Source organism: Candidatus Cloacimonadota bacterium (assembly GCA_012516855.1).
Classification (GTDB): Bacteria; Cloacimonadota; Cloacimonadia; order Cloacimonadales; family Cloacimonadaceae; genus Syntrophosphaera.
In genome coordinates, this window is record JAAYWB010000071.1 from 21914 (window position 1) to 40246 (window position 18333).

Annotated in this window: 14 protein-coding genes and 1 tRNA gene; 5 read left to right on the forward strand and 10 right to left on the reverse strand. The window is 54.8% G+C overall.

Annotated elements, in window-relative coordinates; all coding sequences use genetic code 11:
• Positions 1-31: 31 nt before the first annotated feature.
• The 10 genes from GX466_07440 to GX466_07485 form a co-directional block, all read right to left on the reverse strand.
• A complete protein-coding gene (locus tag GX466_07440) occupies positions 32-1060 on the reverse strand; it encodes a PorV/PorQ family protein (protein NLH94034.1) in 1029 nt (342 codons plus the stop codon).
• Positions 1061-1236: 176 nt separating this feature from the next.
• Positions 1237-1324: transfer RNA gene (locus GX466_07445), tRNA-Leu, on the reverse strand.
• Positions 1325-1434: 110 nt separating this feature from the next.
• The gene (locus tag GX466_07450) at positions 1435-2712 is read right to left on the reverse strand and encodes an ABC transporter substrate-binding protein (protein ID NLH94035.1); all 1278 of its coding nucleotides are present in this window, start codon (positions 2710-2712) and stop codon (positions 1435-1437) included.
• 552 nt (positions 2713-3264) lie between these two features.
• Positions 3265-3735, reverse strand: a complete 471-nt coding sequence (locus tag GX466_07455) for a dihydrofolate reductase (GenBank protein NLH94036.1) — start codon at positions 3733-3735, stop codon at positions 3265-3267.
• A gap of 16 nt (positions 3736-3751) precedes the next feature.
• On the reverse strand, positions 3752-4495 hold the full coding sequence (locus tag GX466_07460) for an ATP-binding cassette domain-containing protein (GenBank protein NLH94037.1): 744 nt from the start codon (positions 4493-4495) through the stop codon (positions 3752-3754).
• Positions 4492-5571, reverse strand: a complete 1080-nt coding sequence (locus GX466_07465) for an MlaE family lipid ABC transporter permease subunit (GenBank protein NLH94038.1) — start codon at positions 5569-5571, stop codon at positions 4492-4494. Before GX466_07465 ends, GX466_07460 begins: the two co-directional genes overlap by 4 nt.
• A gap of 3 nt (positions 5572-5574) precedes the next feature.
• Positions 5575-7734, reverse strand: coding sequence for a hypothetical protein (locus tag GX466_07470; protein ID NLH94039.1), 2160 nt, complete (start codon positions 7732-7734; stop codon positions 5575-5577).
• A 12-nt stretch (positions 7735-7746) separates the two neighbouring features.
• Positions 7747-8979: an MCE family protein gene (locus GX466_07475; GenBank protein NLH94040.1), complete on the reverse strand. Its 1233-nt coding sequence runs from the start codon at positions 8977-8979 to the stop codon at positions 7747-7749.
• Between the two features lie 11 nt (positions 8980-8990).
• Entirely contained in the window at positions 8991-10358 is a 1368-nt protein-coding gene (locus GX466_07480) for a UTP--glucose-1-phosphate uridylyltransferase (GenBank protein ID NLH94041.1), read from the reverse strand.
• 19 nt (positions 10359-10377) lie between these two features.
• Positions 10378-12390, reverse strand: coding sequence for a urocanate hydratase (locus GX466_07485; GenBank protein ID NLH94042.1), 2013 nt, complete (start codon positions 12388-12390; stop codon positions 10378-10380).
• A gap of 593 nt (positions 12391-12983) precedes the next feature.
• Here GX466_07485 and GX466_07490 point away from each other — a divergent pair.
• The 5 genes from GX466_07490 (at position 12984) to rsmB (ending at position 18331) form a co-directional block, all read left to right on the forward strand.
• Positions 12984-15038 (forward strand): elongation factor G, encoded by a 2055-nt coding sequence (locus GX466_07490; protein ID NLH94043.1) that lies wholly within the window; start codon positions 12984-12986, stop codon positions 15036-15038.
• Between the two features lie 148 nt (positions 15039-15186).
• A complete protein-coding gene (locus GX466_07495) occupies positions 15187-15936 on the forward strand; it encodes a YebC/PmpR family DNA-binding transcriptional regulator (protein NLH94044.1) in 750 nt (249 codons plus the stop codon).
• Positions 15936-16415 (forward strand): crossover junction endodeoxyribonuclease RuvC, encoded by a 480-nt coding sequence (gene ruvC, locus GX466_07500; GenBank protein NLH94045.1) that lies wholly within the window; start codon positions 15936-15938, stop codon positions 16413-16415. Before GX466_07495 ends, ruvC begins: the two co-directional genes overlap by 1 nt.
• Positions 16412-17017, forward strand: a complete 606-nt coding sequence (ruvA, locus tag GX466_07505) for a Holliday junction branch migration protein RuvA (protein ID NLH94046.1) — start codon at positions 16412-16414, stop codon at positions 17015-17017. Before ruvC ends, ruvA begins: the two co-directional genes overlap by 4 nt.
• A complete protein-coding gene (gene rsmB, locus GX466_07510) occupies positions 17018-18331 on the forward strand; it encodes a 16S rRNA (cytosine(967)-C(5))-methyltransferase RsmB (GenBank protein NLH94047.1) in 1314 nt (437 codons plus the stop codon).
• The last annotated feature ends 2 nt before the right edge of the window (positions 18332-18333 follow it).

An 18333-nucleotide genomic window follows, 5' to 3' on the forward strand; every position in this document is an offset into this window, starting at 1 on the left:
CGCGGGGAGACAGGCTTGAATCACTTTATCCCTAAAACTCGAAGCCGAGGGAAAAGACTTTGTTGAAATCCACAAGCTCGCCGCCGGGGACCATGCTGAAATCCGCGGTCAGCTTGTATTTTTTGCTGAAAGTGTATTGGATGCCGGCGCCAAAGCTGGGTCCCACCACGCTTCCGGCCGTATCCAGGAAATAGCCGCCGCGCAGGGAGATCAGGTCGAGATATGTGTACTCAGCGCCGACGCCGTAGATGGTTTCATCCATGTGCTGCCAGCCAGTATTAAACAACCTGGTGAGCAGAGGGTCCTCGTTGGCCTGGACTTTGCTGGCTTCCGCTGAGACCAGCAGTTTGTTCATGGGGGCGTTGAGGATCTCGTAAGCGGCGCCCAGCCTGACGGTCATGGGCAGGGGATCGGATTGCTCCTGGTCGATGTAGGTCACGTTCGGCCCGATGTTTTGGATCACGAGCGAGAGGTTGGTTCCTCTGGTCAGGAAATCCTGATATTTTGCACCGAGGTCGAAAGCGAAGCCAAAAGCTTTGCCGTCCGGCTCGGTGGGCTGGCCGGGCCCCAGATAGCTGTAAACGAACTTGAAGTTCGTGCCGATGCCTAACTGCTGCGGGATCACATCGTAGCTGTAGCCAACGTTTCCGGCAGCTTCAAAGCTATGGAACTCGCCGATAACGTTGTTGTTTTCGTCGGTTTGGGTCTGCGTGCCCATGTCTAGCAGCGTCAGATGGGCGTTGATGTTTCCAATGCCCTCGAAATACTGGTTGTAGCCCAGGTATTCATAATACATATCGTCGAAGCCGGAACCTGCCAGCCAGGGAATGTGTGAACCGGCAAGCTGGGTTTTGCGGTTGAACGCTGTGGCGCCTGGGTTCCACCAGGGGGCGTAAGCGTCGTCAGCAACGGCGGAATAGGCCCGGCCCATGCCGTTGGCCCGCCCGCCCGGCTCAAAAGTGAGTGAGAGCATCGAAGCCTGGGAAATCGCACCCAGGGACAAGGGCAGGCTCAAAATGGTTATCAGCACTGCCAGGATCAGCATATTATACTTGGACATTATACCTCCATTGAGATACTGTAAATGGCGCGGGCGTGAAATAACCCGTCGCGGTTGATATTGATTTATCGGTTTCAGGGAAAGAAAATACCCCAATAAAAAGTCATTTCGCAGCTGTTCTACAAAAATGCAGCCTTTTAGCAAATCTAAATGAGCGTTTTTCTCCCATATTTTTGTGGTGCCGAAGGCCGGAATCGAACCGGCACGGACTAAAAGTCCGGTGGATTTTGAGTCCACTGCGTCTACCTGTTTCACCACTTCGGCACGATTCGAACCTTTTTCCCAAAGTCCTAAGGCTTGTCAAGCAGAATATCTTGGATAGGCTTGACGATTGTAGCAAATTATCAACAATTGCGGGGATGAAGGATGATTCATCAGAATCCCGCCTCGCGGTCAATGGCTTCCTGTAGCTTGGCGGCTGCCTCATCCAGGGCGGCTTGAGGAGAAAGCATGCCTTCCTTGGCTTTCTCCAGCGCTTTCTTCAGTTCGTCCCTGCCCACGAACCAAGCCGGATGCTGGGGCTCGAAAACCGCATTGTCCAGCTGGGCATAAATGCCCCGGAACTGGGGATAGGTGTTCAGGAAATCCACGATGGTTTTGGATTTCATGGCACTCTTGCGCAGAGGCATATAGCAGGTTCGGGCGCTCCACTTGGCGGTTTGTTCAGTATCGGTGAACCACTTGATGAATTCCCAAGCGGCCTTTTCCTTTTTGGGGTCGCCGCTTTTGAAGATCACGATATTGGCGCCGCTGATGGCGCTTTTATTGGTTTTATAGGTGGGTAGCGGGGCGTAGCCGATATTGAAATTGATGGGCTGCTGGCGCATCCAGGTAATGGATACGCTGGAACCTTCAAACATGGCCACCGTGCCTGCCAGAAAGGCGTTCTGGCCGTCCATTTCCTTGGAAGCCTTGGCGGTCTTTTCCTTGTTTACCAGGTTCAGAGTATAGTTCAGCGCTTCCAACCCTGCAGGGCTGTTCAGGACCGGTTTGTCGTTTTCGTCCATGATGGTGCCGCCGGCCTGATGGATGAGGTTTACGAACTGCCATTCGTTCACGGTGAAATTCGCGCCGTAGGTTTCGCCGCGGTCTTTGGTTTTGGGCGAGGTCAGTTTGCGGCAATAATCCTCAAATTCAGCCCAGGTGGCGGGGAAGCGGTTGGGGTCCAGCCCGGCGCGGTAAAAGGCGTCTTTGTTGTAGAAATAAGCCCGCACGCTTTTATTGAAGGGGAAGGACCATTTTTTGCCCTGATAGGTGATGGACTGCAAGAAAACGGGATAGAAATCCGCCAGCTCTTCTTCGGTGAAGTCTGGATCGTTGGCCAGAAGGCTGTCGATGCTCACTAACACTTCATCCTGCTGGTATTTGGCCGCCCAGGATTCGAAAACCTGGGCCAGATCGGGTTGCTTGCCCACCTGCAGGGAAGCGGAAAGCTTCTGCTGCAGGGCATTGTAGCTGCTGATGGGGTTGGCGATAACCTCGATATCCGGGTGGGTCTTGTTGAATTCCACTATCATTTCGTTTAGAACGTCCCCCAGGGGGCCGCTCAAACCATGCCAGAAGCGGATATGGACCTTGTCTGATTTAGCCGCCTTGCCACATCCGGCCACAAGCAAGGCCAGAATCAGGATCAGGCTTGATAAACGCCGCATTTTCTTGTCCTTTTTCGGTATTGATGACACCAGAGCATCATGGATTACAGAATAATTCACCCTCGCTTTGCAGTCAATCTTTTTCTCCACGGCTGGAACATAGCCTCCTTTGCAATTAGTTTAGGAAAAGCATCTGAACCGAGATGGTTATGCTCAAAAAAGCTCACTTTTTAAGGCTCTTTTTCAAATCGAGTGGTTAGCCCTACGGGCTCAAACAACCGGTTTTTCCACTCAGATTGAAAGAGAACCCTTTTTAATAGTGAAAGTCAGCCTGGAAGATGGCAGAAAAGTTTGCGCCCTGAAGTGTCCTGCCAGCCAGGCCGTTAACGCCTGCGACCATCCCCCTCTCATGCCCCTCGCCAAATCCCCGTATCAAATGCGGGTATTATGCGGGAGGCGCTTTTGGGATAATGGACAAGGCCTTAACGGCCAGTCAACATCGACGCCAGCAATGAATAAATTCACCAAAATATCCTGTCGTCCATGCTCACTATGTTCGCTGTATGCCAGGTTTGCCACCGGATTGAAAGAGAGCCTAAAAAACCGGAACCCTCAAGGTTTCCGGCAACGGCGGTATTCCGTGAAGGTCAGGTTGAATCCGGTTTCGGAAGTGATTGCCTCGAAAGATGTTAGTTCCCAGTCGTCGGGATTGATTTCCGGGAAATAGGTGTCGCCCTCGAATTCCGCGTCGATGCGGGTGAGGAAAAGTTTGGAGGCCAGGGGCAGGAACAGCTTGAAGATTTGAGCGCCGCCAATAACGAAACATTCATCCCCAACGCAGTGCTGCAGACATTCCGAAACGCTGTGGCAGACTATGGCTCCTGGCACCGCCAGTTCCCTGTCGCGGCTCAGGATGACGTTCACCCGCCCGTCGAGGGTGCGTCCCAGCGACAGCCAGGTGTTTTTGCCCATCACAATGGTGTGGCCGAGGGTTATGGCGCGAAAGCGGCGCAGGTCCTCACGAATGTTCCAGGGCATGCGGTTTTCCCTTCCGATCAGGTTGTTGCGGTCAATCGCAGCGATCAGATAGACGCGTGGCTCAGTCAAAACGCCCTGCTTCGAAGAACCTGTCGATGGGGCCGATGCCGGCGCTGAGAGCCTCCTTGAGGGTGCCGCTGAAGATGAGAGAACCCTTGTCTATAAAGAAGATGCGGTCGGCCAAACGCTTGATGGAAGCGATTTCGTGGGTAACGATCACGATGGTCATGTTGAGTTTGTGTTTCAGGTCGAGCAACAGTTCGTCCAAAGCCCTGGCCGTCAGCGGGTCGAGGCCGGAGGTGGGTTCGTCGCAGAAAAGGATTTCGGGATCAAGGGCAATCGCCCTGGCCAGGGCCGCCCGTTTCCTCATTCCGCCTGAAAGTTCGGAGGGAAGCTGATACATTGCCCCATCCAGACGCACAAGGCTCAGCTTCGCCTGTATGATGCGTTCTATAACTTTGGGGCAGAGGCGGCTGTGCTGTTCCAAGGGAATGGCGATGTTGTCGAACACCGATATTGAATTGAGCAGCGCTCCGCTCTGGAAGAGCACGCCGAAGCGTATCAAGACTTCGCGGTAACGCGCCTCGTCCATTTCCATGATGTTTTCGCCGCGGTATTTCACACTGCCTGAGGCGGGCCGTTCCAAGCCCAGGATGTTTTTCAACAGGGTTGTCTTGCCGCTGCCGCTGCTGCCGAGGATGACAGCCACCTCGTTTGGCATGATGTCCAGGTCAATGTCTTTCAGGATCAGGCTTTCGCCGTAGCGTGCCTGCAGCCCGCGGACGCTGAGCAGGGGTGCGTTCATAGATAGACCACGCTGAAGACCGCGTCGGCAAATATGATAGCTAGGATGGAGGCCACGACGGAACGCGTGGTGGAATTGCCAACCCCTTCGGCGCCGCCCCGCACCCGAAATCCCTGATGGGCGGCGATGATGACTATTAGCCAGGCAAAAACCACGCTTTTAACATAGGTGATCAGTAGTTCGCCCGGTCCCAGCACCATCAGGGAACGCTGCAGATAAACCTGCAGGCTGACATCCAGATGGGAAACGGAGATGAGGATCGCGCCTAAATGCGCGGCCAGAATGGAAAAAGTGACCAGGATGGGCATCATCAGGGAAAGGGCATGAAATTTGGGCACCACCACGTAACGCACAGGGTCCAGAGCCATCATGCGCAGCGCATCTATCTCTTCCATAACCTTCATGGTGGCGATTTCTGCCGTGATGGCGGAGCCGCTTCTGCCAGCCAGGATGATGGCGGTGAAGAGGGGTGACAATTCCCTCACCAAAGCGAAAGACATCACATCGGGCACAAAGATGGCGGCGCTGAAATTCTTCATCTGCACCCCGACCTGCAGGGCGATGATGAAACCGATCACAAAGGAAAGCAGCGCCACGATCGGCAGGGCGTCCATGCCCAAAAAAACGCACTGCTGGCCCAAGGAACCTTTGCGCTGTTCACCGCGGCGGAAGATGCTCACCTCTGCCCAAAAGAAAATATCCGCCGCCAGTTGGATAGCTTCTTTCGAGCTTTGCCAGACTGTTTGCACCGAGGCTCCGATTTGCTCCAGCCAGCTTGGTTCGCGGGGTTTTTCCAGCGGAATTCTGTTCGGGTTGCTGAATCTGTTGATTACAACCTGCACTTCCGGACGAGCCGGTATCAATGCGACCTCGCCCTCCCGTAAAACCAGCAACAGGATTTCATCCCACGCGGCTGTTCCGGCACTGTCGATTTGTTCGATGCCGGAAAGGTCAATCCTCTCCACCTTTTCATGCTTGATAACGTTGGTAAGCCCAGAGCGGAGGTCGTCCAGCCCCTTCAGGGTGAAATCTCCCTCCAGATAAAGGGTGCCAGCGTCAAAACGAAATCCGGCCATGGGTCAGTAGAACAGCGATAGCCTCAGGTAGCTGCCATAATTGTAAACCACCCAATCTTTTTGAGACCTATCGTACTGTATGTTCAGCCTCAGGTCCAGCGAAATGTTGCGGTAAATCCGGAAATTGATGCGGTTTTCGTTCTCCAGGCGGACGCTGCGGTCTTCCAAGCTGAGGGGAAAGAGCAGGTCGAGGGAGGAATTGACCCTGATGAAGTTAAAGATGTTGACCGCTGAAAGCACCAGAGTGCTTTCGAGACCGTGAAAGGTCTGGTTCGGTTGTTCCCTGTAGATGTCATAAGTCTTGGCGTAATCGATGTTATGGCCGGGTTTGCTTTCACTGTATTTGTAAAAACCATCGTTTACCTCCTGCTGCCAGCCATAACCGAAGCGCAGGCTGAGAGAAGCTTGAGGGCCAAAAACGAGGCGGTATGTGATTCCCGTTCCCTCCTTCAGGCGCATGGGGAAGAAGGGGTTTTTGGACTTCAGCCGGTTCTGGCTGGTCAGCACCGCCACGGTGTCGTTCTCCGCGGAGATGAGGATAAGGTCCTTCAACTTGGAGAAATAAGCGTATTCCCTAAAGAAACGGGTCTGCACGTCGCCACGGGCGTAGAAGGAAAAATTGCGCAGAGAGCGGCTGCTTTCCCAAGGCGTCAGCAGCAGGACGTTTTTCAGGGAATAGGCGTCGGCACTGATGCGCAGATCGGAAACATTGGAACTGCTAAGGCCCAAATCATAGATGCTGCGCAGGGTGTAGAGGGTTAAAGGGAAGGTTGCGTCCACCGAGTTTTCCAGTTGCCCGGTTACGGTGATGCCTACCAGGGGATGGGCGGGGTCCGCTTCGTTGTTCCCGGCCAGGCTCAGATTTCCGTGCATGGCGCCTTTATGAACCACAGGCCGGTCCAGGACAACAGGTTCCTCACCCAAAACTCCTGCCCCCAACAGCATGTTACCTTCTCCGGAAGGGTCAACCACCAGGGTCAGGACCCGGCTGTCGCCTTTGGCCAGATCGATAGTGGTGAAGTCCTCCAGTTGGGTCCAGGAGCCGCCGCCCAGTTTGACCATGTAGGTGCCGGGGGGAAGGATCCAAACCTTGTTTGGCTGGCCCAGGTCGTCATCGCCGATACTGGTTCCGGGGCCAAGGAGATAGTATTCGAATTTGCCGGTTTCCTTTACCCAGATGTCATAGGAAAGGCGCACCCGGTTGTTTTTTCCGTCGATGATTTTGACGCTCAGTTCTGCCCATTGCCCGCTCACCACGGTGCGCATCTTGGGCAGAACCTCCACTTCCAGCGATATGTTCTGGCTTTCGCCGATGGTGACGCTGTATCTGCCCGGGGGGAGGGTAAGCTCCTTGTTGAATTCTCCGTCATTGCGGAAAACATCGTTGTCCAGGCCAAGGATGTTGTAGCGGATTAGGTCGTCGGTGTCAGTGCCGAGAATGAGCAGCAGTTCACCGTCAGAACCGGCCATGTTTTCCGGGGGAATATCATCCAGCGTGTAGAGGTCTTGGCCTGCTGTTTCGACGGTTTCCAGGGTCACCTGGTCCTGTCCACCGCTCAGGAAAGACCTGCATTTGGTCGCGAATACGTCAGTTTCATTCATAAGCAGTTCGTTGTAGCTTTGGATCAGATAGACCATGCTGGGGTCGGGCAGGGGTTTGTAGCGCTCCGCCTTATAGCTGAGCAGGATCTTCTGAGAGTCGGAATCCCGTAGGAAGAACTCCATCCGTAAATAGGCGCGGGCATCCTCTGCCTCGATCTTTTCCAGGCTCAGAATCTTAGTCTCTAAAAAGTAGTCGGGATCGAATTCTCCTGTGGTGCGGTCAACCTGGCTGAAGATGCGGTAGGCGCGTAGCCTTTGCACGATCATGTCTGGAATGGCGTCGTTGAGCCGGCTGGCCCAAAGATGATCGGGCAGATAGCGCACCCGGGAGAAGTTTTCTTTAACCACCAGCTGGCTTTTGCTGTAAGCCCGGCTCACTTCCGCATCCAGCACCTCCAGGGATTTGGGGAAGGGTCGGGACATGCGCAGAGCGGGGTTTTCGGTTCCCTCCCTGTATTCCAGCACATAGTAGTTTGGACGCAGCCGCTCAGGATTCCAGGCGCAGCCAGTCACGACCATCGCGACGGCAAGGATGCCCAGCCACAAACGTTTCTTGTTCACAAGCGTCTCCCTTTAATTTCCCCGCAGGATCAGGGCGGGTTGGTCAGATATTTGCCGGGCGAAATCATTGAGGTTTTCGCTGGCTTCGCGCAGGTTTTCCAGGGTTTCATTCAGATTTACCCGGTTGCGGATGAGGGTCCGGTCGATATTGGTTATCAGGTTTCCGGCTTTGTGCACTGTTACTGTCAGTTCCTCGGCCAGGCCGGAGATATTGGCCTCATTGAGTTTGGCTGTGAGGGTGTTTATATTGGCTACCAGAGCGTCCATTTCAGCCGAAGAGAGGATTTGGTTCACGCGGTCCATGGCTGTGTTGATCTTCAGGCTAACCTTGGCGATGTCCCTGGTGGTCATCAGGATGAGGGAATCGGAACTGGCGCCGATCTTTCCCAGTTGCAGCCTGGTATCGTTGAGCAGCAGATTGGTTGAGTGATTGATCTCAGCGATGCTTTTATCGAGGCTGGCGCTGATGGAAGCCAGTTGTTTGCTCAGATCGTCGGTAAGGGCTTCCAGGCTGGAGGAGCTGCGGTCGCCGATCCTTTGGATGTTTTGGGAAGCCACGGTGGATATGCTGTCCAGGTTCGCGGTCAGGTTGTCCGCTATGCGGTCAAAACTTCCTCCCGCGCCCTCCGTGAAACCCTGGGCGGATTGGACGATCCGGCCCAGGCTGTTCAGGGTTGAGGAAAGTTTGGTGCGGGTTTCGATGATCAGGCTGTTGGTTTCAGCAAGGATGGAAGAGAGGTTGGCCTGGTTTTCCTCCGCTGTCAGCTGGTCCAGGTTAGAGGCGATGCGGTCCACTTTGTCCACGACGGAAACAGCCTTGCCGGAAATCTCGTCAAGCTCAGTGGCGCCGGTTTTGATGAAGCTGCCGGGTTTCAGGTTTTTCGCCCGATTGGTTCCGCCGCGAACCTCCACCGCTTTGGTGCCGGTGATGCCCACATACACCAGAACCGCCTCGCTATCCTCTTTCAGCGGGGTTCCGGGGTCGATGCTCAGTGTTAGGATCACGCTCTGAACATCCTTGGGATCGATCGCCACCTTGTCCACGGTGCCGATGGGTATGCCTCTGTAATAGACTGAGGCACCGGCCTGGAGGCCGAATACCGAATGGTTGGTGAAGCGCAGAAAGTAGGTTTCACGCTTGAGTGTGAGCTGTTTGCCGATCACCAGCGCGAAAAACAGGCCGATCAGGGCGATGCCGGTCAGCACAAAGATGCCCAGTCTGATCCGGGCTGATTTGGCAGCCATGATACCTCCCGTCAGGGATTGAAGGTGATGTCTCCAGACAGCAGTTTGCTTTTAACGTGCACAGGGTTTTCCGCGGTCAGATTCACCTTGCCTTCGCAGATAACATCCTCGCCGAAACTGATGTCGCCGCTGATCTTCAGGCTGGAGCAGTTCAGAAGCGAGGGGACGCCATCGCGAAAGCGTTCCAGCAATTGGTCTATCCTGCCGTAGTAGCGTTCATCCAGTTCGATCGGCGGAATGGATTCCACCCCACGCCTCATCACCACCTGATATTGGTCGTTAAGTTCGTAGAGGTCGCTCCAGATAGCTAGCAGGTCGTTGTTTTTTTTCACCGGGGAGAATCTGGACCTTGGCACTAAAACAGCCCGGGCGCCGTTGAACACGCTGATCGCGGCCCCCATGGCGGTTTCCAACTGATAGACAGGCGTGCCGTCAACGGTTTTGGGATTCACTATCAGCGGCAGCAAGATGATCCCCTCTCCGGCGATCAGGTTCCACTGCAGCGCTTTGAGGTCTATCCAGAGGTTGTTGGTGTTAAAATAGGAGTAAAGCTCCACGTTCTGGAATTCGTCCAGCTCTTCCGGAGGGCATTGCGCCACCTCCCGCAGCATCAGTTGGCCGTGTTTGTCCTGGCAGAGGTGACCGCCTTTCCTGTCCGCTTCCGTGCGGGCGCAAACCTCCATCAGGAAATGGATGTCGTTGGCCTCCATGTAGGCAGGGATGCAGGTGTCCACGGTGGCGCCAAGGTTGTCAGAATTTGATACAAAGGCATAGCGGTAGCCGGCGTCGATCATTTTGTCCAGCAATTCCGAGGAACTCAATGCGGCAAAGATGTCTCCGTGCCCGGGCGGGTTCCACATCTTGTCCGGGTCTTCGTTCTCATAGGGTTTCAGGTTGTCCTGGCGAATTCTGGGGAATTTGTTTTGCAGAAAGGATATCGGCAGCTTCTGCCGACTGAGGTCGGGGTATTTTTCCAGATAATTCAGCGTGTCGGCTTCGGTGTTATAGCTGTTCATAAACATCAGCAGCACTTCATAGCCGGTCCCGGAACGCAGAGCCAGCACCTGGCGGGTGATTATGTCCAGAAAGTTCATGTTCCCTTTCACTGGCAGCAGGCTCTTCGCCGCGCTGAGGCCCATGCTGGTGCCCAGGCCGCCGTTCAGCTTGATCACGGCGATGCTTTTCAGGATATTCTGTTTCCGGTATTGGGTCATGGCTGAGAGGTCTATAACGTTGTCCGGGGAGGGGGGATCTATCATGCCGCGGGAGATCATGCCCTGTTTGCCTGACTGCAATTGATCATAATAGGCGCTGAAGGTGCGGATCACGTCATCGGCCAAACCCGCCGCTTTCATCTGCTTTACAAATAGATTCAACATCCTTTGGTCCTTTTACGGTTCACTGGCCCGGACTCTGTTCCAGCAAAGCATCGAGCATCGCATCATCCACCGGCGTGGGAACGGTTATATGTCCTTCGCTACCGTGTTTTTCGTTCCAGGCCTGAACGGTCTCTATGGCATTGGGGTTGCGGGCCCAGCCGCGCCTTCCGACACCGCCCATCACATCCCAGGAAAGGCCGGAGCGCACAACCTGGTCCATGTAGGCGCTGCCGTCCAAAACGATGCCGTTTCCTCCGTTGATGGCGCGGCCAATTCCAACTCCACCACCGTTAGAAAGCACTACCAGGCTCATGCCACGGGCGATGTTTCCTGCGAAGCAATGGGTGGCCATGTCCGCCATAACGTTGCTGCCGTCGCGGATATTGGCTGTTTCCCGGAAAGGAGAGTCCGTGCCGGAAACGTCGTGATGATCGCGTCCCAGCATCACCGGGCCGATCTTGCCTTCGCGCACCATCTGGTTGAATTTCAGCGCGATCCTCACCCGACCTTCCTCATCGGCATAGAGGATGCGGGCTTTGGTGCCCACAACCAGTTTGTTTGCCCCGGCTTCGGCGATCCAGTGGTGGTTGTCGCGGTCCATGGCGTTGCGGTTGGGATCGATAAGTTCTTTCGCGGCTTGGTCTGTGAGTTCCAGATCGCCGTCCCTGCCGCTGAGGCAGACCCAGCGGAAAGGCCCGTAGCCATAATCGAAGCAAAGCGGCCCCATGATGTCTTCCACGTAGGAGGGGAAGATGAAGCCTTCACTTGTGTTGATGCCGTTGCGGGCGATTTCTTTCGCCCCGGCATCGAAAACCGAGGCCAGGAAGCTGTTGCCGTAATCCCAGAATCTGGCCCCTTTGGCGCAGAGCCGCTGGATAACGTGAAAATGACGGATCAGCGATTCGTCAACCGCCGCGCGGAACCTCATGGGGTCATTTGCCAGCAGTTGCCGGCCTTCTTCAAAGCTGTATCCAACCGGGGTGTAGCCACCTTCATACACGGCGTGGCAGGAGGTTTGGTCGGAGAGCAGTTCAGCCTTGATCTCATGCTTGTCCACGTATTCCAAAAGGTCCACGATGTTGCCGTGATAGGCAATGGAAAGGGGTTTGCGGCTGGCACGGAACTCCTCCACCCAGCGGAAGATTTCCTCGGGAGATTTGGACACGCGGCTCACCCAGCCCTGTTGGTGCCGGGTTTCAATGCGGCTGGGGTCAACTTCGGCGATGATGCCGATGCCGCCGGCGATTTCCACCGCTTTGGATTGCGCGCCGCTCATGCCGCCCAAACCGGAGGAGATGTAAAGAACCCCGGCCAGGTCACGGTCGGCGGGGATGCCCAGATATTTGCGGCCGGCGTTTAAAAGCGTGATGAAGGTCCCGTGCACGATTCCCTGCGGCCCGATGTACATCCATCCTCCGGCCGTCATCTGCCCGTAATTGGCAACGCCCAAAGCGGTTAGACGCTGGAATTCCTCCGGATTGTCCCATTTGCCGATCACCAGGCCATTGGTGGAAATCACCCGCGGAGCCTCCTTGCGCGAGGGAAAGAGCCCCAGGGGATGGCCGGACTGCACCACCAGCGTCTGTTCGTCGGTGATAACTTCCAGATATTTCTTGATCAGTCTATACTGCATCCAGTTCTGGCAAACTTGGCCAGTCTCGCCGTAAGTAACCAGTTCATAGGGATAGAGGGCAACATCAAAATCCAGGTTGTTGTCGATCATCACCTGCATGGCGCGGCCTGCCACGGTGCCTTTGTATTCATCTATGGGGCGGCCCCAAATCTTGCCGGCAGGACGGTAGCGGTAGCCGTAAATCCTGCCGTGGTCCTTCAATTCCTGCAAAAACTCCGGGGCCAGCCGGGAATGCAGATGCGTTGGAATGTAGCGCAGCGCGTTCATCAGCGCCAGTTTTGTCTCATTCGCGCTCAGAGGCATGCCGCGATGCGGCGCGCGTCGGTATTGGGGTTCAAAAATGGGGTCCGGAGGCAAATCCTCGCCCAGATTCACGTGAAAAACACTGCCTTTTGGCATCGTAAACCTCATCATTATAATATGGTAAGCGCCCGGATTGGGATTTCTGGCCATCACCTGACTGCAGGCGATACCTGCTCAAATTGAAGCGCTTTTTTTATGTTAGCTAATAATGTCCATAAGCTTGTTTTTGTCAAGCTAAAAGTCTCTCCAGCCTGTTCAGGATCGGGACGGGGCACTGGTGAAAGCCGCTTATCCTATGCTTTTACTGAGTAATGTATCGGCTGTTAATCATCAATATTACTATATGGTTAGCTCATGTTCAAATTGAGCGGGTTAAACAATTATAAACGTTAGCCCTGACAATTTGAGGAAGCTTTTCAGTCTGTTTGGCCCTTTGCCCCTTCCCATTCGCCTCCTTTTCGCCTCCCGCTGACTTCCCGTTTGGAAGGCGGGAACTCTACGGGAAGTGAATGTGATGCGGAAGGGATAGGGCAAAGGAGGAATCACGGCTGTGACAGGTGAAAACCTATTGGGGAAAAAAGCGTTTGACAACTATGGGCACCGGAAAATACTGACTTATTCATGGCGGGAATTAGTCCCAAGAATAGCTAATACGCTTTTATATAAAAAGATAGAGAAATGAGGACCAAATGAAAGAATACAAACTTTCCAAACTGCGCAACCTTCTTTTGATGGGGGCGAGCGGCGCGGGCAAGACCACTCTCGCGGAGCAGATTTTCCATTTGACCCACACCACCAACCGCCTCGGCAAAATCGACGAAGGCAACACTGTGATGGATTTTGACGCGGAAGAGATCGCGAAAAAGACATCCCTGAGCCTGAGCCTGGGCTGGTTGAACTACAAAGACCACAAGATCAACATTCTGGACACTCCAGGCACCCCGGATTTCATAGGGGACGCGATCGTGGCCATCCCGGCCGTTGAGAACGCTGTGCTGGTGGCAAACGCGGCCAGCGGTTTTGAAGTTGGCCTGGAACTTGCCATCGAGCATCTGGAGAACCGCAAGGTCGGCAAGGTCGTGGTGGTGAACCGCATGGACAACGAGCATGCCGATTTCCACAAGACCCTGGAATCCATCCACGAAAACGCCGGATTCAACCCGATTCCGGTGCATCTCCCCATCGGCAGGGAAAACACCTTTGAAGGCGTGGTGGACATCATCCGCCAGAAAGCCATCCGCCCTTCCGGAGAGGGTGAAGTTCCCGCCGACATGCAAAGCGCGGTTGAAGATGCCCGCCTGCATCTGATGGAAGCGGTGGCGGAAACCGACGAAGAACTGCTCAACGCTTTTCTGGAAAACATGGAACTCAGCGAAGAGCAGCTGCTGAAAGGCCTCAAAAACGCCGTGGCTAGAGGCGAGGTCTGCCCGGCATTTGCCTGTTCCGCGAATACCGGAGTGGGCGTTCTTGCTTTGCTGGACGCGGTTTGCAGCTACCTGCCCTCACCGGAGGAAGCCAATCCCATGCAGGTGCTGAAGAAAGGCGAACCGGCTGAATTCATCGCCAAAGCCGACGGCGAGCTTTTGGGTTATGTGTTCAAGCTTTACGCCGACCCGAACATGGGTGACTATGCCTATGTGCGTATGTTTTCAGGCAGTTTGAAGTCCGGCATGGAGTTTTACATCCCCGAAAAAGATGCCAAGGACAAAGCCGGAAACATGTATTACATGCTGGGCAAAAACCGCAGCGACACCCAGGAAATCCGAGCCGGTGAGATCGGCGCGCTGGTGAAGCTGAAAAACGCCAAGGCGCTGAACAGCATCGTGGCCGTGGGCAGCGACCTGAGCCTGCCCGTTCCGGAACTTCCCACCCCAACCTACTGGCAGATGATCCGCGCCGCCAACCAGAGCGACGAAGACAAGATCAGCACCAGCCTGCAGCGCGTTATTGCGGAAGATCCGACAATCGGTTACGAACTGAATCCGGAAACCCATGAGAACGTGATTTCCGGCATGGGTGAGCAACAACTCCAGTTGGTTCTCAAGAAACTGAAAAACCGCTACAAAGTCGAAGCTATAATGAAGGAACCCCGCATTCCGTATAAAGAGACCATTACCGCCAGCGCGGAATCGCAATACCGCCACAAAAAGCAGTCCGGTGGCCGCGGGCAGTATGGCGAAGTCTATTTTCGCATCAAACCCACAGAGCGCGGCGAGGGCTTCGAGTTCATCAACGCCATCGTGGGCGGCGTGATCCCCTCCAACTTCATCCCCGCCATCGAAAAAGGCTTGGTTGAAACAATGGAGAAGGGCATCGTGGCCGGCTATCAGGTCGTTGATTTGAGTGTGGAGGTCTATTATGGTAGCTATCACGATGTGGACAGCTCTGAAATGGCTTTCAAGATCGCCTCGTCCATGGCGCTGAAGGAAGGCTTCAAAAAATGCCGCCCCATCCTGCTGGAACCCATACATGACCTAACCGTCATCGTTCCCAGCGAATACATGGGTGACGTGATGGGCGATATCAGCACCCGGCGTGGACGCATCATGGGAATGGAGCAGCGCGGCAAGAAGCAGTATCTGAACGCCCAGATGCCCGTTGCCGAGATGTATTTCTATTACCCCGCCCTCAAGTCCTTCACCCAGGGCCGCGGACGCTTCACGCAGAAATTCTCCCACTACGAGAAGGTTCCTGACGAGATTGCGGCCAAAGTGATCGCCGCCTGGCAGGATTCCGAAGCATAAACTTACTGCTTTTCCAAGCAGTTTCAGATTCCGGGGAAGGTTGGTCACACAGCCTTCCCCTTTTTACGCTTGACATTTTTTCGCCCCGGCCAGAGACTGGTTTGGATTGAATAAATAACGTAATTCAATAAGACACAAAGAGGTTTGTATGTCCGGACACAATAAATGGAGTTCGATCAAACACAAAAAAGGCGCGGCCGACGCCAAGCGCGGCCAACTGTTCACCCGCATCGTTAAAGAGATCATCCTGGCCGCCAAAAACGGCGGCGGCGATGCCGAAATGAATCCCCGCCTGCGCACAGCCGTCCTCACCGCCAAAGCGGCCAACATGCCCCGGGAAAACATTGAGCGTGCCATCAAGCGCGGCACCGGCGAAATCGAGGGCGCTGCCTACGAAGAGATCGTCTATGAAGGCTACGGCCACAACGGCGTGGGCATCGTGGTGGAGGTGATGACAGACAACAAGAACCGCACTGTGGCTGATGTGCGCCACATCTTTTCCAAATACGGGGGCAACCTGGCAGAAAGCGGTTCCGTGGCCTGGAACTTCGAGCAAAAAGGGTTTTTCAATGTTCCTTCCGCCGGCCTGGATGAAGACGAATTCATGATGCATGCCCTGGAAGCCGGTGCAGAGGACATCGAGCTCAGCGACGAGTATTTCGACATTTACACCGCCGTGGAAGATTTTCATACCGTGTTGGCGGAATTTGAGAAAATGGGTCTGCCGGTGGAAAACGCCGAATTGACCCGGGTTCCCAAAAACACCATCAACGCGGATGATGTAGCGCCCAAACTCTTCAAGCTGATCGAAATGCTGGAAGATTTGGACGACGTTCAGAAGGTCTATGCCAATTTTGAGGTTTCCGACGAAGTAATGGAAGCCCTCAGCCAGGAATAGTGATCATACTCGGGATCGACCCTGGCAGCCGCTTTTGCGGCTATGGTCTGCTGGAGATTGAAGGCCGGCGGATAATCGGGGCGGGTTGCGACGTTGTGAATATGGTCAAAGAGAAGGAGCTGCCCACCCGGCTTGATATGCTCTACACCTTCTTGGACAAGGTTTTGGACGAGTATAAGCCGGATATGGCGGCGGTGGAAAGCATGTTTTTCCACAGGCATATCCGCAGCGTCTTCACTCTTGGCCACGCCCGGGGAGTGATCCTGCTCACCCTGGCCCGGCACGGAGTGCAAATCTTTGAATACACACCCCGCGAGGTGAAAAAAGCGGTGGTGGGAAACGGCAATGCCTCCAAGCAGCAGGTGCGCTTCATGGTGAGCCAACTGCTCAAACTGAAAGCGCCCCCGGCTCAGGACGATGCCTACGACGCTCTGGGGCTGGCGCTGTGCCACCATCACAGGATAAAGCATCTGGCATGATAGATCACATCATTGGCATCCTGGTGCACAAGAGCCCGGTTAACGCGGTGGTAGAAACCGCCATGGGCCTGGCATTCGAACTTCAGATCCCCATCAGCACCTTTGAAGCCCTGCCGGCTGAAGGGCAGGGCTGTAAGATCTACACCCACGTGCACCTGGCGCAAGATGACCTGCGCCTCTTCGGTTTCGCCTCTCCTGCGGAACGCGAGCTTTACCAGCAACTGAACCGCATTTCCGGGGTGGGGCCCAAAAGCGCTTTGTCAATCATCTCCACCCTACCCATACCCACATTCGTGAAAGCCATCGAGCGCGAGGAAAGCGCCCTGCTCACAAAGGTGCCCGGCATCGGCATGAAAAGCGCCCAGCGTCTGATCGTCGAGCTCAAGGGCAAACTTCGCCATCTGATGGATTACGCTGAACCCGGCCAGTTGGGAGTGGAGGAAGACAAGGTCACTGAGGTGGAAAATGCCCTGCAGACCCTGGGCTTCAGCCCCAAGGACGTTCGCCGCGAACTGAGTCTGATGGGCGAGGAAGCCCAGGCTCAAGCCACCGAGCAGCTGATCAAGGAAGTGATCCGCCGCCTTTACCAGAGAAGCCGTTAAATGGTACGTAAAGAAGCCTATCAGACCATCCTGAGAATTTTCAAGGACAAGGAGTTTTCAGACACCCTGTTGCATCAGCGGGCAAAACGGCTGAAGAGCGACCGAGCTAACGTAGCCCTCTTTTACAACATGGTGAAAGGCGTGGTCAAGCTTAGGGGCAAACTTGACTATATCCTGTCCCAACATACCGACGAGGCCAGATTCGCCGCCACCGACATCAAGATCAAGATCTGGCTCTACCTGGGCCTATACCAACTTATATATCTGGATTCCATTCCCGCCCACGCGGCTATCAACGAAACGGTAAAACTGGCCAAGGAAAACCTGGGCGACAAAGTGGGCGATTTCGTGAACGCCATGCTGCGTTCCTGGCAGCGCGAGCCGGAAGTGGTTTACCCGACTGACCCCGTCCAACGAATCGCCTGCGAACACTCCTATCCACCAGAACTTATCGAACAGTGGATAGACCTCTGGGGCGAGGAAGATGCCGAATATCTGGCCATCTGGTTCAACGAGAATCCCAAACTGCACATGCGGGTCAACGGAACGGCCACCACCCCGGAGAAACTCATCCAGTACTTTGCCAAGCGCGACATCAAGGTGACGCCTTCCCCGGTGGGGAAAATGACCCTGCTCACGGAGGAAGCGGACTCCGTTTTGGACGATGTGGCTTTTTCGGAAGGCTATTTTTCCATCCAGGACACCTCCTCCTCGCTGATAGTGGAACTACTGGACCCCCAGCCGGAGGAAAACATCCTGGACCTCTTCGCGGCGCCCGGCGGAAAATGCTCCTACATTGCTGAAATCCTGAACAACACAGGCGAAGTGGTGGCTGTGGACAAGATTCCCAGCAAGATGAAGCTACTCAAGCAGGCGGCCGACAGACTGCAACTGAGCAACATAAAACCGATTGTTTCAGACGCTTTTAAATATGGTCCAGTAGCTCCGGCTTATGACAGGGTGCTGGTGGATGCCCCCTGTTCCGGATGGGGCGTTTTTGGGCGCAAAGCCGACCTCCGCTGGCAGGCGCATCAGAACATCGAGGAACTGGTAAAGCTGCAGGAAAAGGCTTTGGCGCTCGGGGCCAATTTTGTACGCCCGGAAGGGATCATGGTTTATTCCACCTGCACGATGAACCCCGAAGAGAATGAACGCCAGATAGAGAAGTTCCTTGCCCGGAACCCGCGTTTCACATTGATTGACGCCAGTGAAAAGCTTCCCGGGGATTTTTGCCAGGGCGGGATGTTCCGCAGCCTGCCTTTCCGCCACAACATGGACGGGGCTTTTGCCGCCAAAATGATCAAAACGAGGTAATG